The sequence below is a fragment of the Enterococcus sp. DIV1411a genome, from assembly GCF_050531945.1.
Classification (GTDB): domain Bacteria; phylum Bacillota; class Bacilli; order Lactobacillales; family Enterococcaceae; genus Enterococcus_B; species Enterococcus_B faecium.
The window spans coordinates 1,570,355-1,588,973 of record NZ_CP172892.1 but is presented as its reverse complement, the minus strand read 5'-3'; the positions used below and the strand labels follow the sequence as shown (position 1 = coordinate 1,588,973).

At 38.4% G+C, this 18,619-nt stretch carries 17 protein-coding genes and 1 riboswitch; of the genes, 16 read left to right on the top strand and 1 reads right to left on the bottom strand.

Annotation, left to right across the window (positions count from 1 at the left end; all coding sequences use genetic code 11):
• Nucleotides 1-71 precede the first annotated feature (71 nt).
• The 14 genes from dnaG to IGJ87_RS07595 all read left to right on the top strand — a co-directional run bounded on the left by dnaG (nucleotide 72) and on the right by IGJ87_RS07595 (nucleotide 15,748).
• Nucleotides 72-1,913, top strand: a complete 1,842-nt coding sequence (gene dnaG / locus IGJ87_RS07660) for a DNA primase (protein WP_002289497.1) — start codon at nucleotides 72-74, stop codon at nucleotides 1,911-1,913.
• Nucleotides 1,914-1,936: 23 nt separating this feature from the next.
• On the top strand, nucleotides 1,937-3,046 hold the full coding sequence (rpoD, locus tag IGJ87_RS07655) for an RNA polymerase sigma factor RpoD (protein WP_002289498.1): 1,110 nt from the start codon (nucleotides 1,937-1,939) through the stop codon (nucleotides 3,044-3,046).
• Between the two features lie 219 nt (nucleotides 3,047-3,265).
• On the top strand, nucleotides 3,266-5,386 hold the full coding sequence (locus IGJ87_RS07650; RefSeq protein WP_104770878.1) for a cell division site-positioning protein MapZ family protein: 2,121 nt from the start codon (nucleotides 3,266-3,268) through the stop codon (nucleotides 5,384-5,386).
• Nucleotides 5,387-5,581: 195 nt separating this feature from the next.
• Nucleotides 5,582-6,445: a virulence factor B family protein gene (locus IGJ87_RS07645; protein ID WP_002290060.1), complete on the top strand. Its 864-nt coding sequence runs from the start codon at nucleotides 5,582-5,584 to the stop codon at nucleotides 6,443-6,445.
• A 105-nt stretch (nucleotides 6,446-6,550) separates the two neighbouring features.
• Nucleotides 6,551-7,024 carry a Fur family transcriptional regulator gene (locus IGJ87_RS07640; RefSeq protein WP_002294385.1) on the top strand — a complete coding sequence of 158 codons (474 nt, stop codon included), beginning with the start codon at nucleotides 6,551-6,553 and terminating at the stop codon, nucleotides 7,022-7,024.
• Nucleotides 7,025-7,119: 95 nt separating this feature from the next.
• Nucleotides 7,120-8,007: a site-specific tyrosine recombinase XerD gene (gene xerD, locus IGJ87_RS07635; RefSeq protein ID WP_002294386.1), complete on the top strand. Its 888-nt coding sequence runs from the start codon at nucleotides 7,120-7,122 to the stop codon at nucleotides 8,005-8,007.
• 18 nt (nucleotides 8,008-8,025) lie between these two features.
• Nucleotides 8,026-8,397 (top strand): GNAT family N-acetyltransferase, encoded by a 372-nt coding sequence (locus IGJ87_RS07630; protein WP_002298147.1) that lies wholly within the window; start codon nucleotides 8,026-8,028, stop codon nucleotides 8,395-8,397.
• A complete protein-coding gene (locus tag IGJ87_RS07625; protein WP_002298145.1) occupies nucleotides 8,394-9,164 on the top strand; it encodes a segregation/condensation protein A in 771 nt (256 codons plus the stop codon). Before IGJ87_RS07630 ends, IGJ87_RS07625 begins: the two co-directional genes overlap by 4 nt.
• Nucleotides 9,148-9,717: an SMC-Scp complex subunit ScpB gene (gene scpB, locus IGJ87_RS07620; protein WP_002296975.1), complete on the top strand. Its 570-nt coding sequence runs from the start codon at nucleotides 9,148-9,150 to the stop codon at nucleotides 9,715-9,717. The genes IGJ87_RS07625 and scpB overlap by 17 nt, the downstream gene beginning before the upstream one ends.
• A gap of 5 nt (nucleotides 9,718-9,722) precedes the next feature.
• Nucleotides 9,723-10,439 carry a pseudouridine synthase gene (locus tag IGJ87_RS07615; RefSeq protein ID WP_002294391.1) on the top strand — a complete coding sequence of 239 codons (717 nt, stop codon included), beginning with the start codon at nucleotides 9,723-9,725 and terminating at the stop codon, nucleotides 10,437-10,439.
• A gap of 81 nt (nucleotides 10,440-10,520) precedes the next feature.
• Nucleotides 10,521-10,645: riboswitch (FMN riboswitch) on the top strand.
• Between the two features lie 122 nt (nucleotides 10,646-10,767).
• Nucleotides 10,768-11,379, top strand: a complete 612-nt coding sequence (locus tag IGJ87_RS07610) for an ECF transporter S component (RefSeq protein ID WP_002294393.1) — start codon at nucleotides 10,768-10,770, stop codon at nucleotides 11,377-11,379.
• A gap of 377 nt (nucleotides 11,380-11,756) precedes the next feature.
• Entirely contained in the window at nucleotides 11,757-13,280 is a 1,524-nt protein-coding gene (locus IGJ87_RS07605; protein ID WP_104770875.1) for a YfcC family protein, read from the top strand.
• Between the two features lie 236 nt (nucleotides 13,281-13,516).
• Nucleotides 13,517-14,857, top strand: coding sequence for a M20 family metallopeptidase (locus IGJ87_RS07600; protein WP_002294399.1), 1,341 nt, complete (start codon nucleotides 13,517-13,519; stop codon nucleotides 14,855-14,857).
• Between the two features lie 153 nt (nucleotides 14,858-15,010).
• The gene (locus tag IGJ87_RS07595) at nucleotides 15,011-15,748 is read left to right on the top strand and encodes a thioesterase (protein WP_002294400.1); all 738 of its coding nucleotides are present in this window, start codon (nucleotides 15,011-15,013) and stop codon (nucleotides 15,746-15,748) included.
• Nucleotides 15,749-15,912: 164 nt separating this feature from the next.
• Here the strand turns inward: IGJ87_RS07595 and IGJ87_RS07590 are convergent, their stop codons facing one another.
• Entirely contained in the window at nucleotides 15,913-16,134 is a 222-nt protein-coding gene (locus tag IGJ87_RS07590) for a ferredoxin (RefSeq protein WP_002294401.1), read from the bottom strand.
• Nucleotides 16,135-16,164: 30 nt separating this feature from the next.
• Here IGJ87_RS07590 and IGJ87_RS07585 point away from each other — a divergent pair, with 30 nt between their 5' ends.
• Entirely contained in the window at nucleotides 16,165-17,196 is a 1,032-nt protein-coding gene (locus IGJ87_RS07585) for a helix-turn-helix domain-containing protein (protein ID WP_002298137.1), read from the top strand.
• The gene (locus tag IGJ87_RS07580; RefSeq protein ID WP_002323412.1) at nucleotides 17,183-18,586 is read left to right on the top strand and encodes a RecQ family ATP-dependent DNA helicase; all 1,404 of its coding nucleotides are present in this window, start codon (nucleotides 17,183-17,185) and stop codon (nucleotides 18,584-18,586) included. The genes IGJ87_RS07585 and IGJ87_RS07580 overlap by 14 nt, the downstream gene beginning before the upstream one ends.
• The last annotated feature ends 33 nt before the right edge of the window (nucleotides 18,587-18,619 follow it).

Sequence of the window (18,619 nt, the reverse complement as noted above, 5' to 3'; positions counted from 1 at the left end):
TTTTACCGGTTATTCTCCTGAAATATCTTCTGTTAAACCCAAAAGATATCAATAGAGCAGGGGGTGAAAAAATGGCTCAACGGATTCCTCAAGAGGTTATCGAAACAGTACGCAGTCAAACGAATATCGTTGAGGTGATTGGACAATATGTCCAGTTGAAAAAGTCTGGTAAAAATTACTTGGGGCTGTGTCCTTTTCATGAAGAACGTACACCGTCTTTTTCTGTTGCAGAAGACAAGCAGATTTTTCATTGCTTTGGTTGTGGTAAGGGCGGAAACGTGTTTACTTTTCTTCAAGAACTAGAAGGTCTAAGTTTTCCAGAAGCAGTGGTAAAAGTGGCAGACTTCGAACAGATACCGTTAGAAGATCAATGGCGTCAGCGTACTATAGCTGTCCAAAATCCTGAATCTGCTACGGGGAAACTGATTGCTGCTCATGAAAAAGCAGCGGAAATCTATCATCACATGCTATTGCATACAAAAGCTGGACAGCCAGCTTTAGAATATTTGCAAAGTCGTGGGTTGTCTTTAGAATTAATTGAAGAATTCAACATAGGTTTTGCACCTAATGAGCGTTCTTTTCTTCAGCAAGTATTCAAGAATGAATCAATTTCAAATGAATTGTTAGAACGCTCTGGATTGTTTGTCACGCATGATGATGGCCGTATGTCTGATCGTTTTTATCAAAGAGTGATGTTTCCACTTCGTAATTCTCAAGGCCAGACGATCGGTTTTTCAGGACGCTGGCTTGCACCTGAAAAAGGGCAGGAAAAAGATCAGCCCAAATACTTGAATAGTCCAGAAACAGAACTGTTCAATAAAAGACAAGTTTTATTTAATCTTGATAAAGCAAGAAGCGATATCCGGAAAAACGGAGAAATTTTGTTGTTCGAAGGGTTTATGGATGTGATTGCTGCATGGCAGGCTGGTATCAAAACTGGATTAGCTTCTATGGGGACAAGTCTAACAGCTCAACAGATCCAACAAATGGAAAAGCTGACGAAAGAATTGGTCTTTTGCTATGACGGAGACAACGCAGGTTTTGAAGCAACCAATCGAGGCATTGAATTGCTTCGGCAAAACAGTCGCTTAGCACTTTCTGTCGTAGTCGTTCCAGAAAAGCTTGATCCTGATGAATATCTCCGTAAGTATGGAGAAGCATCTTTCCAAGAATTAGTGGCTCATGGGCGCGAAACAGTCTTTACTTTTAAATCACGTTATTTAAAACAAGGGAAAAATTTAGATAATGAAAAAGACAAGATCGAATACCTCGAAGAATTACTAGTTGAACTTAGTCGAGTTGTTTCACCAATCGAACAAGATATGTATCTATCTCAACTGTCAACAGAGTTTCAGATCGGCAGAGAGACGATACAAAAACAACTGCGCGATCTTCGAAGGACAAATCAGCAAAATCGTCAAGAACCTCAGGAAAGTCAACACACTCAGGTTACGAGACAAGAAACTGCACGAAAAAAGAGACCATTGACGCAAGTAGAAAAGGCAGAGCAGATTCTATTATATCGTGCATTTAAAGAAGTTTCTGTCCGTAATATTTTAAAAGAACGAGAATTTCAGTTTATTCATGATGCATATGCAGAAGTTTATTTTTTATTCGATGCATATGTCTCACAACATTATGAATTCAACCTTGCAGAGTTTTTAGACTTTTTGCAAGATGAAAATTTAAGGCGGTTGGTGGTGGAAATCGAATATTTACCGGTGGCAGAAGAAAGTTCGCCACGAGAAATCCAAGACTTGCTAGATGTGATCAGCAAATCTGGCTTAGCTGATGAAATAACATTAAAAAAACAAATGCAGCAAGAAGCCAGACGAACTGGAAACAAACAGCTTGAGCTTGAATTGACGATTGAAATCATCAATTTAACGAAACAGTTAAAACAAGCCAAATAGCTACTCAAGGGGGGCCTTCTTTTATGGCAAATGGAACAGATAAAAAAACGTATGAAGCAGCAGTAGCAGCTTTCATCAAAGAAAACAAACCCAAACGACAAGTTGTATATGATGATTTATCCAATCAGCTTGCTACACCATTCACTTTGAATGCAGATGAAATGGACAAATTGATCCAAAAGATTGAAGACGCAGGTATCAGTGTGGTGGATGAAAATGGTGATCCATCAATTCACAGCTTGAAGAGTGCTGAGAAAAAAGCTGAACAAGCAAAAACAGAAGATCTATCTGCGCCAACCGGTGTAAAAATCAATGACCCGGTTCGTATGTATCTGAAAGAAATTGGCCGTGTCTCCCTTTTAACTGCGGAAGAAGAAGTAGCGTTAGCATTGAAAATCGAAGAAGGCGACCAAGAAGCGAAACAGCGTCTGGCAGAAGCAAACCTTCGTTTAGTAGTAAGTATCGCTAAACGTTATGTAGGACGAGGCATGCAGTTCCTTGACTTGATCCAAGAAGGAAACATGGGACTGATGAAGGCAGTTGAAAAATTTGACTACCGCAAAGGATTTAAGTTTTCAACCTATGCTACATGGTGGATTCGTCAAGCTATCACTCGAGCAATCGCTGACCAAGCACGTACGATCCGTATTCCAGTTCATATGGTTGAAACAATTAATAAATTGATACGTATCCAACGTCAATTGCTGCAAGACCTTGGAAGAGAACCTACGCCAGAAGAAATCGGTGCGGAAATGGATCTTCCAACAGAAAAAGTCCGAGAAATCTTGAAAATCGCGCAAGAACCTGTTTCACTTGAAACGCCAATCGGTGAAGAAGATGACTCTCACTTAGGTGATTTCATAGAAGACCAGGAAGCAACAAGTCCAGCAGAACACGCAGCTTATGAGTTACTAAAAGAACAATTGGAAGATGTACTAGATACATTGACTGACCGGGAGGAAAATGTCCTTCGCTTACGTTTTGGTTTAGATGATGGCCGGACGAGAACATTGGAAGAAGTAGGGAAAGTATTTGGTGTTACTCGGGAACGTATTCGTCAGATCGAGGCTAAAGCATTAAGAAAATTGCGCCATCCTTCTCGTTCAAAACAATTAAAAGATTTCTTAGAATAAGCATGAACTATTGACCAGAAGAGAAATCAGTAAAACTGTTTGGTTTATTTTAAAAGAAAAAAAGCTTGAGACTACGCAGTCTCAAGCTTTTTTTTCTATAGGAAGGAAATTCATTCATTATTTTTAAGTAAATCCTAAAAATAAGCTATTGGCGTGACGTATAGAATATGATAGATTAAATGGTAGCGTAAACCTAGTAAAGGAGCCGATCGCTAAGTGATGAAAAAATGTCCAAATTGCGGATCGAAAAAAATGGAGAAGAATACTATCTGTCCAGACTGCGGTCATCAAATAACTGCAGAAGATCAGCAAATAAAAGAATCAATTGAAGAAACAAATACAGATGCAGCTATGCAGGATAAATCAACTGAAGATGCAGTCTTTCCTGATACAGAATTAAACGATCCAATCGAATGGTCGGAATTGAAAGATTTACCTCTAGAATCTGTAATGGAATTATTCGAAAAAGCAGAACCAGAAGACGAAGAACCACCTGCTCACGATCAAGTAACTAATATAGAGAAAAATGAACAGAAGAAAGCAACTGTTCATGAGACTTCGGAAGAATCAGGAAAGAATCAAGAAGAAACGCTTGAATCAAAACAAAAAAGAAGAGTAGCTGAACTGAAAGAAATCGTCGATAATGAGGAAGAAAATTCGATACTATCCGCTTATATCAAAGCACATCGTGAAGATACAAAAGAAGAGCACGCGAAAGAGCTGCTCAAAATGATCAGTGAAAAAATTGCACAGGAAAACAAAGTAGAGCCAGAACATGAAGCTGAAAAAGACACTGAAAAAGACATTAGTGGAGTAAACGCTGCAGGTAAAGAATCATTAAAAACGAATGATCTAAAAACGAATGATCTAAAAACGGATATCCCGGAAAAAACTGAAACATTGTCTGAAAAACAATCAGAAGACGAGAAATCGAATGGGTTGCCGGAAGCAGATAAAAAAGAAATGCTCGAAAAAGCAGACAAGAAGGCAACAGAGTCGGATGGAATAAATAATGAAGCCGATGCTGAAACTCAATCTGCAAGTGAAGATAGCACTGCTCTTGAAGCTAAAATAGAAAAAGAAGAGAACCAGCCTGAGCTGATTGAAGCAGAAACAGAACCAATAACAATCGTGCCAAATACTGAAAAAACGCCTCAAGAATCAAACCCAGAAAAAAAAGATTTAGATAAGACACAAAAGAAAAAATCAAAAAAAGTGCCGTATCTCGCTTTAGCAGCAGTTCTTCTACTAGGTGGGGGAGGCTGGGCTTATTATGACCATCATCAAAAAGTAGAAGCCGAAGTAGCAGCAGAAGCAAAAAGACAGCAACAAATGGAAGAACTTCATGAGAAACTTGCTGCCTTTTATACAGATGATCACCATCAATTTATTCGTGCAGATATGATTCATCAAGATTTATCAAAACTAAAAAATGATTTATCCAGTCTTAAGAATGAAAAAGGATATTCAGAGTTAGAAACAACTTACCAAGATATCCAATCTAAGATCCGAGATATCCAAAAAGTGAATGAGTGGTTCATAGCACCTGCCATCGTCGATGATCATCTAGCAGATGACATCAAGTTGAAAGCAGATAAAGAGATCCAAGCAATCGAAACGGATAACACAGATTTTGGAAAATTGATTCAACAAGCACAAACAGAAGCTAAAAATCAATATGCTGAATTGCAAACAGCTAAAGAAAAAACAGCTATAGTCTTTAAAGACGGAAAAGTAGTGGATTCAGCAACACGCGACCAATACAAGACGGCAAAAGAAGCAGTAGAAAAAGTGAAAAATACAGATCTATCTGCTCAGTTGAATGAACAATTGCAACAAGTAGATAAGATGCTCACTGATAAAGAGAAAAAAGAAGAAGAGGAAAAGAAAAAAGCAGAAGAAGCGAAAAAAGCAGCTGAAGAACAAGCAAAACAAGCCGCTCAAGCAGCAGCTGCAGCTCAAGCCGCTCAACAAGCTGCGGTCGCACAAGCAGCACAGCAAGAAGCGGCATCCTCGACCCCTTCCTCTTCAAACTCAGCGAATCAGCCAATCAAATCTGCCAGAGCAAGTGATATTGCCGATGCATCTAATCCAGCATGGACGTGGGCACCAGGTGTCCAAAGCAAAGTGATTGCTACATGTATCCAACGTGGATATATCGTTGAAGGAGGATACAGATTAGAAAAAGCCAGAATCGAAAATGGGGAAGGCTATTACAATCTATATGCCACTTCAACAAAATCTGCATTGATGAAAGGCATTGGAGAAAGTGCTTTGCCATTTTACATCGTAACCATCAACTGTAAAACTGGATGGTTCGGAGGAAATGGGAGCAATTAATTTTAGGCAAATGAAAGAGGCTGTGAGCCTGCCGTTTAACACCGTTTATTCGAAAAAGGGGAGTATGACACAACTGTTGTCATACTCCTTTTTTCACCTTTCCAAACCAAGGCTCAGCTATTCAAGTAGATAACATTATGTTATGATAGCAAAGAAATGTATTAAGAAAACCTTTCACTATAGAGGGAGAAAAAAATGAACGATTTATTAGCAACTATATTTACAGGTATTATTATTGATGAAAATGAAAAAAACTACTTTGTCCAAAAAAACGGACAAACCTTTGGCTTAAGCAAATCAGAAGGTGAACACAAAATCGGTGAAGCAGTGGAAGGATTCGGCTACCAAAATCAAAAACATGAAAATCGGATCACTACACAAATTCCTAAAAGCCGTATCGGTCATTACGCTTTTGGAATCGTTACTGCTACACGAAAAGATTTAGGTGCGTTTGTCGATATCGGTCTTCCAGATAAAGACTTTGTCGTATCTCTTGATGAATTGCCGACAATGACAGAGCTATGGCCTAAAAAAGGGGATCGCTTGATGATTTCCCTTAGAGTTGATGCAAAAGACCGTATTTGGGGCAGTTTAGCAGATGAAAAAATATTCAAATCTTTAAGCAAATATGGAACAGAAGAAATGAAAAACAAAGATGTGATAGGAACAGCATACCGCTTGAAATTAACAGGTACGTACGTTTTAACGGAAGATTTCTATCTTGGGTTTATCCATCCTTCTGAACGATATAATGAACCTCGTCTAGGCGAGCAAATAAAAGGTCGAGTGATTGGTGTCCGACCAGACGGTGTACTGAATCTTTCATTGAAGCCAAGAGCATATGAAGCTATATCAGATGATGCACAAATGATTTTAACCATTTTAGAACGTTCTGCAGATCAGCAAATCAACTTTACAGATAAATCGGATCCAGAAGAAATCATGAAAGCTTTTGGTATCAGCAAAGGAGCATTTAAGCGCGCATTAGGTAATCTTTTGAAACAAGGATTGATTACACAAGAAAACGGTGTGACAAAACTAGTCAAAAAATCTAATTGAGAATCCCTTGCATGTTTTTCTTAACTAGCTTATAATAATTTTAATTAACATAGTGTTATATCTTTTTTTTATTTGTAATTATTATAAATTGTTGGGGTTGAGTAAATGGTCATGAATGCTATTTCGGCGATGAAAAAAACAAAACAGCAGCTACATGAAGCGGGGTTTAAGCTGACACCGCAAAGAGAAGCTACTCTGCTTGTGCTTTTGGAAAATGAGAAAGAGCATTTATCTGCAGAAGAAATCTTCTTTTTAGTGAAAAAAAAGAGTCCGGAAATTGGACTTGCTACTGTTTATCGAACCCTTGAAATCTTGACAGAATTGAAAATTGTCGATAAAGTAAGTTTTAATGATGGATTAGCCCGTTATGATTTGAGAAAAGAAGGCGCCAAACATTTCCATCATCATTTACTATGCTTGAACTGCGGCACGATCGAGGAAGTAGAAGAGGATCTTTTACTTGAAGTGGAGCAAGTAGTAGAAGAACGTTATCATTTTTTAGTAAAAGATCATCGGCTAACGTTCCATGGAATCTGTCAGGAATGCTATGAAAAAGAAAAAAGAAACCAGTCCGTCTGAGTGTCTAGACGGCTTTTTCTTTGCTCAGATTATGGAAAAAGACTATCAGAATGAAGCGGTATCTGATATGATAGAGAGGCATGAGGGGGATTATTATGAAAGAGCAAATCAACGATTATCTCCACTACTTGAATATTGAACGGGGATTGTCCGCCAATACACGACAAAGCTATGAACGTGATTTGGAACAGTACTTGCATTTTCTACAGGAGCAGAAAATTGCTTCATGGCAGGATGTCGATCGCTTTTTAGTCATCCGTTTTCTGGAGAAGTTGCATGAAGAAAAAAAAGCGACAGCAACTGTTACTCGGATGATCTCAAGTCTCAGAAGATTCCATCAGTTTTTACGGCAAGAGCGTATCACTGATCATGATCCGATGCAACATATCGATACGCCGAAGAAAGCACAGAAATTACCAAGTACATTGACTCTGACAGAAGTAGAAAAGCTGATTGAAGCACCTGATACGACAAAAACGTTAGGGATAAGAGATCGTGCAATCTTGGAAGTCATGTATGCTACAGGGATGCGCGTCAGTGAATTGATTGGATTGAAATTGGGAGATCTTCATCTTTCTCTTGGACTGGTACAGACAGTTGGAAAAGGAGATAAAGAGCGGATCATTCCTTTAGGTGATTATGCGATCCAATGGCTGGAACGCTACTTAGACGAAGCACGTCCATTACTTGTAAAGGACGCATCTGAAATGCATGTATTTGTCAATAATCATGGGAAAGGTCTTTCTCGGCAAGGAATCTGGAAAAATCTGAAGCAGCTAGTACGAGAGGCTGGGATTTACAAAGAAGTAACACCACATACGCTGCGGCATAGCTTTGCCACACATCTGCTAGAAAATGGAGCTGATTTGCGGACAGTACAGGAATTGTTAGGTCACGCGGATATCTCTACGACTCAGATTTATACACATATCACGAAGAAAAGAATGACGGATGTTTATAAGCAGCATTTTCCAAGGGCTTAGTCATAGGAAGGTGAGAAGATGTTAACACATTACCGGAAAGAAAACCGTAAAATTGCTATGGGACTATTGAGTTTCCATAAGAAACTGACAGGTAAAACTTCTTTGTTGAAGGAGATTGATACGTACGAATCTGAAGACGATTATGAACTTTTTTTCTTTACGCCAGAAGGTTCAACCAACATTCAAGGGATTATTGGTGTTTACTGGGCAACGAACGATCAGCTGATCATCCATGACATTTCTTTGAATCCGTCTTATCGCGGTGAGAATATGGGCTTTCAAATGTTAGATGAATTACAGGAAAAGTACCCGGATGTCTCCATCCGTGCAACTGAAATCACAGAGCCTTACATTGGAAAATGGCTAGCAAAGAAAAAGAAGAAAGAGTGAATGAGTTGACGGAGATCAATATTAAATTAGATGTATTCGAAGGTCCTCTCGATCTGCTGCTTCATCTGATTCAGCAAATGGAAATCGATATATATGATATACCGATCGCTACGATCACGGAGCAATATATGAATTATATCCATACAATGAAAACACTAGAGCTAGCTGTTGCAGGAGAATACTTAGTGATGGCTGCTACATTGATGGCAATCAAAAGCAAGACATTGCTTCCTGTCCAAGAATTCGTCACAGATGATGAAGAATTATGGGAAGAAGATCCTCGAGAAGAATTGGTCACTCAGCTTTTAGAATACCGTAAATATAAATATGCAGCTGAAAGACTGACAGAAAAAGCAGAGGAACGAAGTCTTTATTACACAAAAGAACCTATGAACATCGATGGGTTAGCGGATGCTGAAAAGCCGTTGAAGCGAGGACAAGTCAAAAAAATCGATTTGATCCGTGCCATGCAGAAAATCTTAGAACGTAAGAAATTTTCTCAAAAAGTGGAAAAAACGATCACGCCCGATGACACAACGATCGAAGAACGAATGGTATTTATCGAAGAGCGTATAAAAAGAAATGCGCATGGCTGTACTTTCGATTCTTTTTTTGAGTCACCTTCTAAAAGTGAAGTTGTCACTACTTTTATGGCTTTGCTAGAATTGATGAAAAAAGGGCAGATCATTGCGCAACAAAAAGAAAACTATGAATCAATTATGCTTTATCCAGCAGTAGGAGATACCGAACATGACGAAATTAAGTGAACTTGAAGCCCTTCTTTTTATTGTTGGCGAGGAAGGGATCAGTAATGAAGAATTAAGCGGACTGTTAAATCTCAGCGAAGCAGAAGTCACAAGTTTAGTGAAAGAATTAAAAGAATCTTACACTCAAAACTCGCACTCAGCTTTGCATATTTTTGAAACGGAAAGCCATTATGTATTAACGACTAAAAAAGAGCTGGCTCCCTTACTTAAGCGATATGCGCAAGGGACATCAAACACATTATCTCAAGCCGCTGTCGAAACCTTAGCAATCATCGCTTATAAACAGCCAATCACAAGAGCTGAAATCGAGCAGATTCGAGGAGTTCAGGTTTCAGGAGCGGTACAGCGTCTAGCTGCCCATAAACTGATTGAAGAAAAAGGTAGAGTAGAAGGGCCAGGTCGGCCGATATTATATGGAACAACTGGCTACTTCTTAGATTATTTTGGTTTGAAATCATTAGAAGAACTGCCTGATACACAAGAAATGGAAATTTCACTTGAAGAAGACGTGTCACCAGATCTATTCTTTGATGGAATGAATAAAGGAGAATAATTGTAATGGAAAGATTGCAGAAAGTAATTGCCCACGCTGGCATCACTTCTCGTCGAAAAGCAGAAGAATTCATCCTTGCAGGACGTGTAAAAGTAAACGGACAAGTTGTAAGGGAATTAGGGATAAAAGTTGGGAAACATGACACTGTGGAAGTGGATGAAGTCCCAATTTATCAAGAAGAATACGGTTATTATTTATTGTACAAACCTAAAGGAGTTATTTCTGCTGTTGCAGATGACAAAGGAAGAAAAGTTGTTACGGATCTTTTGCCGATGGTAAAAGAACGTATCTATCCTGTAGGTCGACTGGATTACGATACTTCGGGGATCTTGCTACTGACAAATGATGGAGATTTTGCTCAGCGCCTGACACATCCAAAACATGAAGTGGATAAAGTTTACGTTGCAAAGGTAAAAGGGATCGCTACAAAATCGATGCTTGCACCTTTGACAAAAGGAATAAAGATCGAAGGACGAAAAACATCTCCAGCTAAATTCCAAATTTTATCAGTGGATCCTAAGACAAACCACAGTATCGTGGAATTGACGATCCACGAAGGACGTAATCATCAAGTGAAAAATATGCTTCAAGCAGTTGGTCTTCCTGTGCAAAAACTAAAACGTGAAAAATACGGAGATCTGACTTTACAAGGCCTACGTCCTGGGGATTACCGTGAACTGAACAAAAAAGAAGTCAGCAGTTTGCTGAACCACTCAAAATGAACACTTACTTTTTATAAGTGTTAGATGTTGCGTTTTTTGAATAGATATGTATAATGAATATGTAAACAAAAATTATATAAGGTTCGTCTTCAGGGGCAGGGTGAAATTCCCGACCGGTGGTTATAGTCCACGACCTATTTTGCAAAAAATAGCTGAATCGGTGAAATTCCGATACCGACAGTATAGTCTGGATAAAGAAGATAGAGCTTATTTGACGACGCTTGATCAAATAACTCTAACTCTATTTTCCCTGGAAAATAGAGTTTTTTCATTTGGAGAGAAACGTCAAAAAGTTCGCTGAAGAGGAGTCCTAACAGGAGGATTTCAAATGAAGAACACCCGTGTACAGAAAATGGTTGCAGTAGCGATGTTTGCTGCGATCGCGTTAGTTTTACAGTATTTTGCTTTTCCGATCATGCCGGCTTTTAGTTTTTTGAAGATCGATTTTAGTGATATCCCGGTATTGATCAGCATGTTCTTATTCGGTCCAGCGGCCGGAGTTGCAACAGCGTTCTTGCGTTCAGTATTACATCTGCTGACTACAGGTTTTTCTCCGGATAATTTGGTAGGAGACACTGCTAGTTTCTTATCAACAACGATCTTTACATTCCCGATTTATTATTTCTTTAGTGTAAAGAAACAGCATAAAGGAAGAAACAAATTTTTAGGTGTCATTACAGGAACCATCGCTCTAACTATTTTTATGAGTATCGCAAATTATTTCGTTATTACGCCGCTTTACTTAATGTTTTTAGGACTGAACGCAACACAGATGCTAGGCATGTCTTTAGCAAACTATGTACTGATTGGGATCGTTCCTTTCAACTTGATCAAAGGATTCATCGTGAGCGCTGTCTTTTTAGTGCTGCATGCGCAACTTCTTCCATGGTTAAGTCGAAAACAACATCAGTTCGAACAACGTCATACAGCAGTCAAATAAATATCAAAAAGATCAAGAAATTTCTTGGTCTTTTTTTTTGGAAAAAAATACAAGACATGCAATAATGTAAACGTTTTATTTGTTTGTTTTGAGTATTTTTTTGATTTATGCATAAAAATCAATCAATTCTTTGCAAATGTGAAATTCTTCTCCTTTTAAAAGACGAAAATGTTTGTTTATAAAAAAAAGGAAACGCTACAATGAAAAAGAAGAAAGCTTTAAAAACCTGAAAAAAGAGGAGGGAATAGGGAAAAACGAACTTTTTGAACAAAAGTTTTACAAAATGCGTGTTATTATTTTTGTTCTGATACTCTTTTTGATAAAATAACATTAGAGCCAAAATTGTTGTCTCTAACGGAAAAGAAAGGAAGAAGAAGATGGAACAAACAAAAAAGAAAAAATTTCAAATGCCTTCAGCGTATACGGTCTTATTTATTATTATTGCAGTAATCGCTGTACTTACTTGGTTTATACCAGCTGGGCACTATAGTGTAGACGATGCAGGCAACATCGTCGCTGGATCATATGAACGAGTACAACAAAATCCTCAAGGGCTGTGGGATATTTTCATGGCGCCAATCAATGGGATGTTAGGTGTACCAGCGGGGGAGCTAACTAAAGAAACACCTGCTGCAATCCCAATCTCTTTCTTCATTTTGGTTGTTGGTGGATTTTTAGGTATTATCAACAAAACAGGGGCACTAGATGCCGGGATTGCTTCAGTTGTGAAGAAATTCAAAGGAAAAGAAAAAATGCTTATTCCAGTATTGATGCTGTTATTTGCATTAGGCGGCTCTACTTACGGAATGGCAGAAGAAACGATTCCATTCTATGCTTTACTGATCCCAGTTATGATGGCTGTAGGCTTTGATACAGTAGTAGCAGTAGCAATCGTATTAGTAGGGTCTCAAGTAGGCTGTCTAGCTTCAACGGTAAATCCTTTTGCAACAGGCGTAGCTTCACAAGCTGTTGGGATTTCGATGGGTGAAGGTATTGGTCTTCGATTCTTGATGTTCGTTATTTTGTTAGCTATTTCTATTGTATATGTGTATCGTTATGCATCAAAGATCGAAAAAGATCCAACAAAATCATTAGTATACAACCAACGTAAAGAAGATATGAAGCATTTCGATATTGAAGCAATCGGTCGTCAAGAAGTAATCACGAAAAAACAAAAACATGTTAATGTATTGTTCTTTATTACTTTTGGTATCATGATCATCAGTTTGATTCCTTGGACAACCTTGAATCCGAATTTCACGATTTTTGAATCATTGACAAACTGGTTAACAAACCTTCCGGTACTAGGTACTGTTCTAGGTAAAAGCATGCTTCCATTAGGTGACTGGTACTTCCCAGAAATTACTATGTTATTCTTAGTAATGTCCATCGTAGTAGCAATCACTTATGGCATGAAAGAGTCTGAATTTGTCTCTGAATTTTTAGCTGGTGCTTCTGATTTGATCGGTGTAGCAATCGTAGTAGCTGTTGCTCGTGGTATCCAAGTGGTTATGAACAATGGATTAATCACAGACACCATCTTACATTGGGGCGAACAAGGATTAAGTTCATTATCTTCAAGTGTATTCATCATTATTACATTTATTTTCTATATCCCTATGTCATTCTTGATTCCTTCAACTTCCGGCTTAGCTGCTGCAACAATGGGAATCATGGGACCTATGGGTGAATTTGCCGGCGTCGGTAAGGATTTAGTAATCACTGCTTATCAATCTGCATCTGGTTTAGTAAACTTAATTACACCAACATCTGCTATCGTAATGGGTGCTGTAGCAATTGCTCGTTTCGATGTTTCAGTGTGGTGGAAATTTACCGGTAAATTAATTGCGATATTATTTGTAGCCATCTGTGTGATCCTAGGTGTAGCAGCAATGTTCTAAACCTAGACAAATACAGGTACAAGGTCTATCATAAGAATGAAGAAACCGATAAACGGCTATCGATAAGCACGTGGACAAGTCAATAGCTCCATTCAGTGAGTGTTTTTTCTTTCATCATTTGTTAAGAACATTCTGCTTGCTGATGGAGCAGGCTTAAAACGTCATTATTTGAGAAGAAGAGGTTGTGTCGGAGGAATTTGACATGACCCTTTTTAACATATTAGGAGGATAATATCATGAAAAAATTTGTGACAGAACAACATCATGAACAAGCATTAGAATCATTGAGCGAATTGATCCGAATTCCTTCCGTACTAGATGAAGCAGATTCAGGACAAGGACATCCCTTCGGTAAAAAAGTGATTGAAGCTTTGGATAAAGTATTGGAAATCAGTGAAAAGCTAGGATTTAGAACATTTAAAGATCCAGAAGGCTATTACGGTTATTCAGAGATTGGCTCTGGAGATGAATTATTCGGTATCTTGTGTCATATGGACGTTGTTCCAGCAGGGGACGAAAATAATTGGGAAACAAAACCATTCGATCCAACTATAAAAGACGGCTGGTTAGTTGGTCGCGGATCCCAAGATGACAAAGGTCCTTCTATTGCGGCAATGTATGCCGTCAAAGCTTTGATTGATGCTGGCGTGGAATTCAAGACACGTATTCGTTTTATCTTTGGTACAGATGAAGAAAATTTATGGCGTTGTTTAGAAAAATATAACGAAAAAGAAGAAGGAATTACGCAAGGATTTGCGCCAGATGCTGAATTTCCTTTAATTTATGCAGAAAAAGGCTTATTGCAAGCTTACTTGACAGGACCAGGAACGAACGAGTTTTCTGTAAAAGCTGGAGGAGCGTTGAATGTTGTTCCTGATGCAGCTCCTTACTCTGGAGAAAAGCTTTCTGAAGTAAAAGAAGCATTGAAAAAACACGAATTCGATTTCGAAGAACAAGGTGAAGGCATCGTCGTTCTTGGTAAAAGTATCCACGCGAAAGATGCAGCACAAGGAGTGAATGCTATTTCTCGTCTGGCAATTGCTCTTTCAGAAGTATTCGATTTTGGCCCAATCAATTTCTTAGGAAAATTAGTTCAAGAAAATGCAACTGGTGAAGCTGTCGTGGGCAAAACAGAAGATGAACAATCCGGCGAGCTAACGATGAACTTTGCAAGTTTGGAAATCACACCAGAACAAACAAAAATCGGTGTAGATATGAGAATCCCTGTTACATTCAAGAAAGATGATTTAGTAGCTAAATTAACTAAAACAGCAGAAAAATATGGGTTGACTTATGAAGAATTTGACTTCCTTGATTCATTATACGTGCCACTAGACAGTGAGTTAGTGAAAAATCTATTGGGGACATATCGCGATATTACTGGAGACATGACTGAACCGTTTGTATCAGGCGGCGCTACTTTTGCTCGTACGATGAACCAGTGTGTGGCATTCGGTGCGATGTTCCCTGATACTCCTGACTTTATGCACCAGGCGAATGAACGATGGGAATTAAGTAGTATGTATAAAGCAATGGAAATTTATGCAGAAGCTGTGTATCGTTTATGTGCTAAATAAAAATAAACATACAAAAAGGGCGGATATTCAAATGGATATTCCGTCTTTTTTTATTTGATGCTGGAAAGTTTGCATTTCTCTCTTATTTTTTTTAAGGTATAATCATACTTGATTAAGAAAAAGGGGTCACTCAGATAGAAAAGGTGGGAGAAAGTGAAAATATTTAGACGAATACTAATTGGCTTAGTCATCATTTTAGGATTACTCGGTGGAGCCGGTTATTACTATATACAGCAAAATACGTACGAACCATCGTCAGAAGCGCAAGTGTTGGTAAAAGAAGGAAAAAACAAAGAAGATTACTTATTTTTTGAAGGAGAGAAAAAGAATCATGGAAAGTCTCCATTACTTATTTTTTATCCTGGTGCTCTCGTAGAGCCAGAAAGTTATAGTATTTGGGCGCAAGATTTAGCAAAAAACGGCTTTTCAGTCGCTATTGTCAAAATGCCACTTGATCTAGCAGTGATGGGCGGAAACAAAGCGGATAAGGTCAAAGAAGATTTTCCAAATTCCGATTATGTGATCGGTGGCCATTCATTAGGTGGCGTAATGGCAAGTCGTTATGTCAATAAGAATCATTCAGACAAACATTTAAAAGGGGTATTCTTCATGGCAAGTTATCCCGACAAAAAAGGAACATTGACAGAATCAGCTGTTCCTGTTTTATCGATCACGGCGACAAAAGATAAAGTATTGAATCAGGAAGCTTATCAAGAAGCTAAGCAGTATTTACCGGAAAGAACAGAGTATGTATCAATCAATGGCGGAAATCATGGAGGTTTTGGCAGCTATGGTGAGCAAAAAGGAGATGGAGAGGCAGAAATTTCTAACGCAGACCAGCAAACTGTGATCGTCAATACATTGGAAAACTGGCTGAAAAAGTTGAAATAATATAAATGGGTCCTATAGGGTCCGTGAAAAAACTAGTCAATTAACTATAGATAGCAAATGAATCTTTCAAAATAAGTCGGGATTTCACGGAACAAGAGAAACAGATCCCGGCTTATTTTCAAGTTTAGAGAACTTAGTGTACGTTTTTAAAGTTTCGTTTATATTTATATTTTATTTTCTAATAAAATCGCTCGAACTGGACATTTTTGATACGCTTTTTTTACATATGTTTCTTCTTCCGGCATCACGAACTGTTGATGAGCCTCTGGTTCTTGGGCAAATAAAACGATTCCTTCTTCATCATAATCGAAAATATCTGGCGCTTCGATTTGACAAAGACCGCATGCAATACAGCGTTCAGGTACAAGTTTACATAGTAGTGACATTTCTAACCATCCTAACTTAAGGAGAATAATATGATTGTTTTTATTTTATCGCTATTTTCATCAGGACACAAGCTGCGGATTAGTTCTCTTTACCAACTCCTTGTGGGAAAACGAACGACTTCAGTACTTATTTATGGATTTACCCACGAACTTTTGTTTATCCATAACAGTTTTCCAGAATTGAAGCAGGATAAGTTTTATCAAATTTTGCAAAAAATTGCGCAGCAAGGTTGGATCGAAATAAATGAAAATGAAGCAAAGCTAACGCCTGCAGGGGCTGATATGTTGTCCGAACATCAAATAGAACATACTGGTTTGCGTTTTGACCGCTATGGCAGAACAGGGGAAACTAGTTGGCGGCTCATTAAATTTGCTGTTCAAGTAATTTCTAATCTGGCAACGGGTATTCAAGACTATCTTCCAGCAGAGACAAGTCCTTTTTATACTTTCCAACTAAAAAAATGGCTTAGTGAAAGCCAATTGCCACGTGAAATTTTGATTGATACTGCGTATGAGAGTTTGGTGCAGCTGTTTTCGGAGATACCAGAAGAAGCAGCAGATTTTTTAGCTAACCAATTATCTGGAAATGAGCGAACAGGGCTGCTTCCTTATCAGCTGGCAAAAAACAATGATGAGTCAGCGGTTTATCTGCAACAAAGCAGATGTATCCACCTTTTGTTAGCACAAATCGAAAAACGGCCAGATTCGCTTTGGCACGCTTTGATCGATTCATTATTACAGCAAAATTTCAATCAAAGCATGATGATCACCAAGCAGATGTTTATGAATGGTCAGACAATTGACCAGATTATGGCAATCCGTCATTTAAAAAGAGGAACAGTAACAGATCATCTTATTGAGTGGGCCTTGTTTTTTGATGATTTTCCATACGAGCGGATTCTCTCTGCAGAAACAATCGAACGTTTGGAACCAAATAAGGATTCCGTGCGAGAGTGGCGCTTTAGCGAATGGAATGTAGATGGACAATTAGATTATGGAGAATTTCGTTTGTATCAAATCTATCTATTGAGAAAGGAAGCGATACAGAATGTTAATAAATGAATTAAAAAAATATTTTGGATTTGATTCATTTCGTCCCGGCCAAGAAGAAATCATTCAGGCGTTGCTTGATGGAGAAGATACTCTCGCTATTTTGCCTACAGGAACGGGAAAAAGCCTTTGCTATCAATTGACGGGGTATTTAATGGAAGGTCTGGTCATCATCGTGTCACCGCTGCTTTCTCTAATGGAAGATCAAGTGACGCAATTACAAAAACGAGGGGAGAAACGAGTAGCTGCTTTCAATAGTTTACTTTCGCAATCTGAAAGAAGATACGTCCTCCGTCATCTATCGCAATATAAATTTTTGTTTTTGAGTCCCGAAATGTTGACTAATCCTTCTCTTTTAGAGCATCTGAAAAAACAAAATATTGCGTTATATGTAGTAGATGAGGCTCATTGCGTGTCTCAATGGGGAGTTGATTTCCGTCCAGAATATCAACAGTTAGGAAAAATCCGAAAGCTTTTAGGAAACCCGGTCACACTGGCACTAACGGCGACAGCAACAGATTTAGTAGCAAGAGATATACGTCATGTACTATTTGATCGACCACCAAAAGAGATCAGACAATCAGTCAATCGGCAAAATATCTCGCTTTTTGTTCGGAAAACGCAGCAAAAAGAACAAGAACTTGAACACTTCATGGAAAGAGCACAAGGAGCGGCAATCATTTATTGTGCAACAAAAAAAGAAGTCGAACGATTGTATCATTTATTCAGGGAACGTTTTACAGTTGGATACTATCACGGTGGTCTTGATGCAGCTCAAAGAAGACAACTTCAACAGCAGTTTGTAAAAAATCAGCTGCAGTTTCTCATTGCTACGAATGCATTTGGTATGGGGATCGATAAATCTGATATCCGTTATGTGATCCATTATGATTTGCCAGACAGTCTAGAAAACTATGTACAAGAAATCGGTCGAGCAGGCAGAGATCAGGAAGAAAGTGCAGCAATTCTTTTTTATCAAAGTGGGGATGAACGTATCCATTATTTCTTTAATCAACTTTCTAGAGAACAGCGACAAAGTTTTGAGCTTTATTTGGAATATGCCACAGAGCAAGCTCCCTTTGATGAGCTGCAAAAAAAATGGATGGAGCTGATCCAGCAGTCTGAAAAACCAGAAAATTGGGTGGAACGGCTCAAACATCAGGAAAAAGAAAAAGAATTCCGCCTGCAGCAGATGCTTCGCTATATTAATGAAGAAAACTGCCGCAGAAAATTCATCTTAGCTTATTTTGGCGAAAAACTCTCCGAAAAGCCGCAGAATTGTTGTGATATTGATGGAGCAAAAGCAGAACTTCTGCCAAAGAGGAAGCTTTTTTCTAAGACTGAACAACTTCATTGGGAAACGATTTTACTAAATTTATTTAAAAAAAACATGGAACATTGATTTTTTAGGACAAGACACTTTTTCCTATGGTAT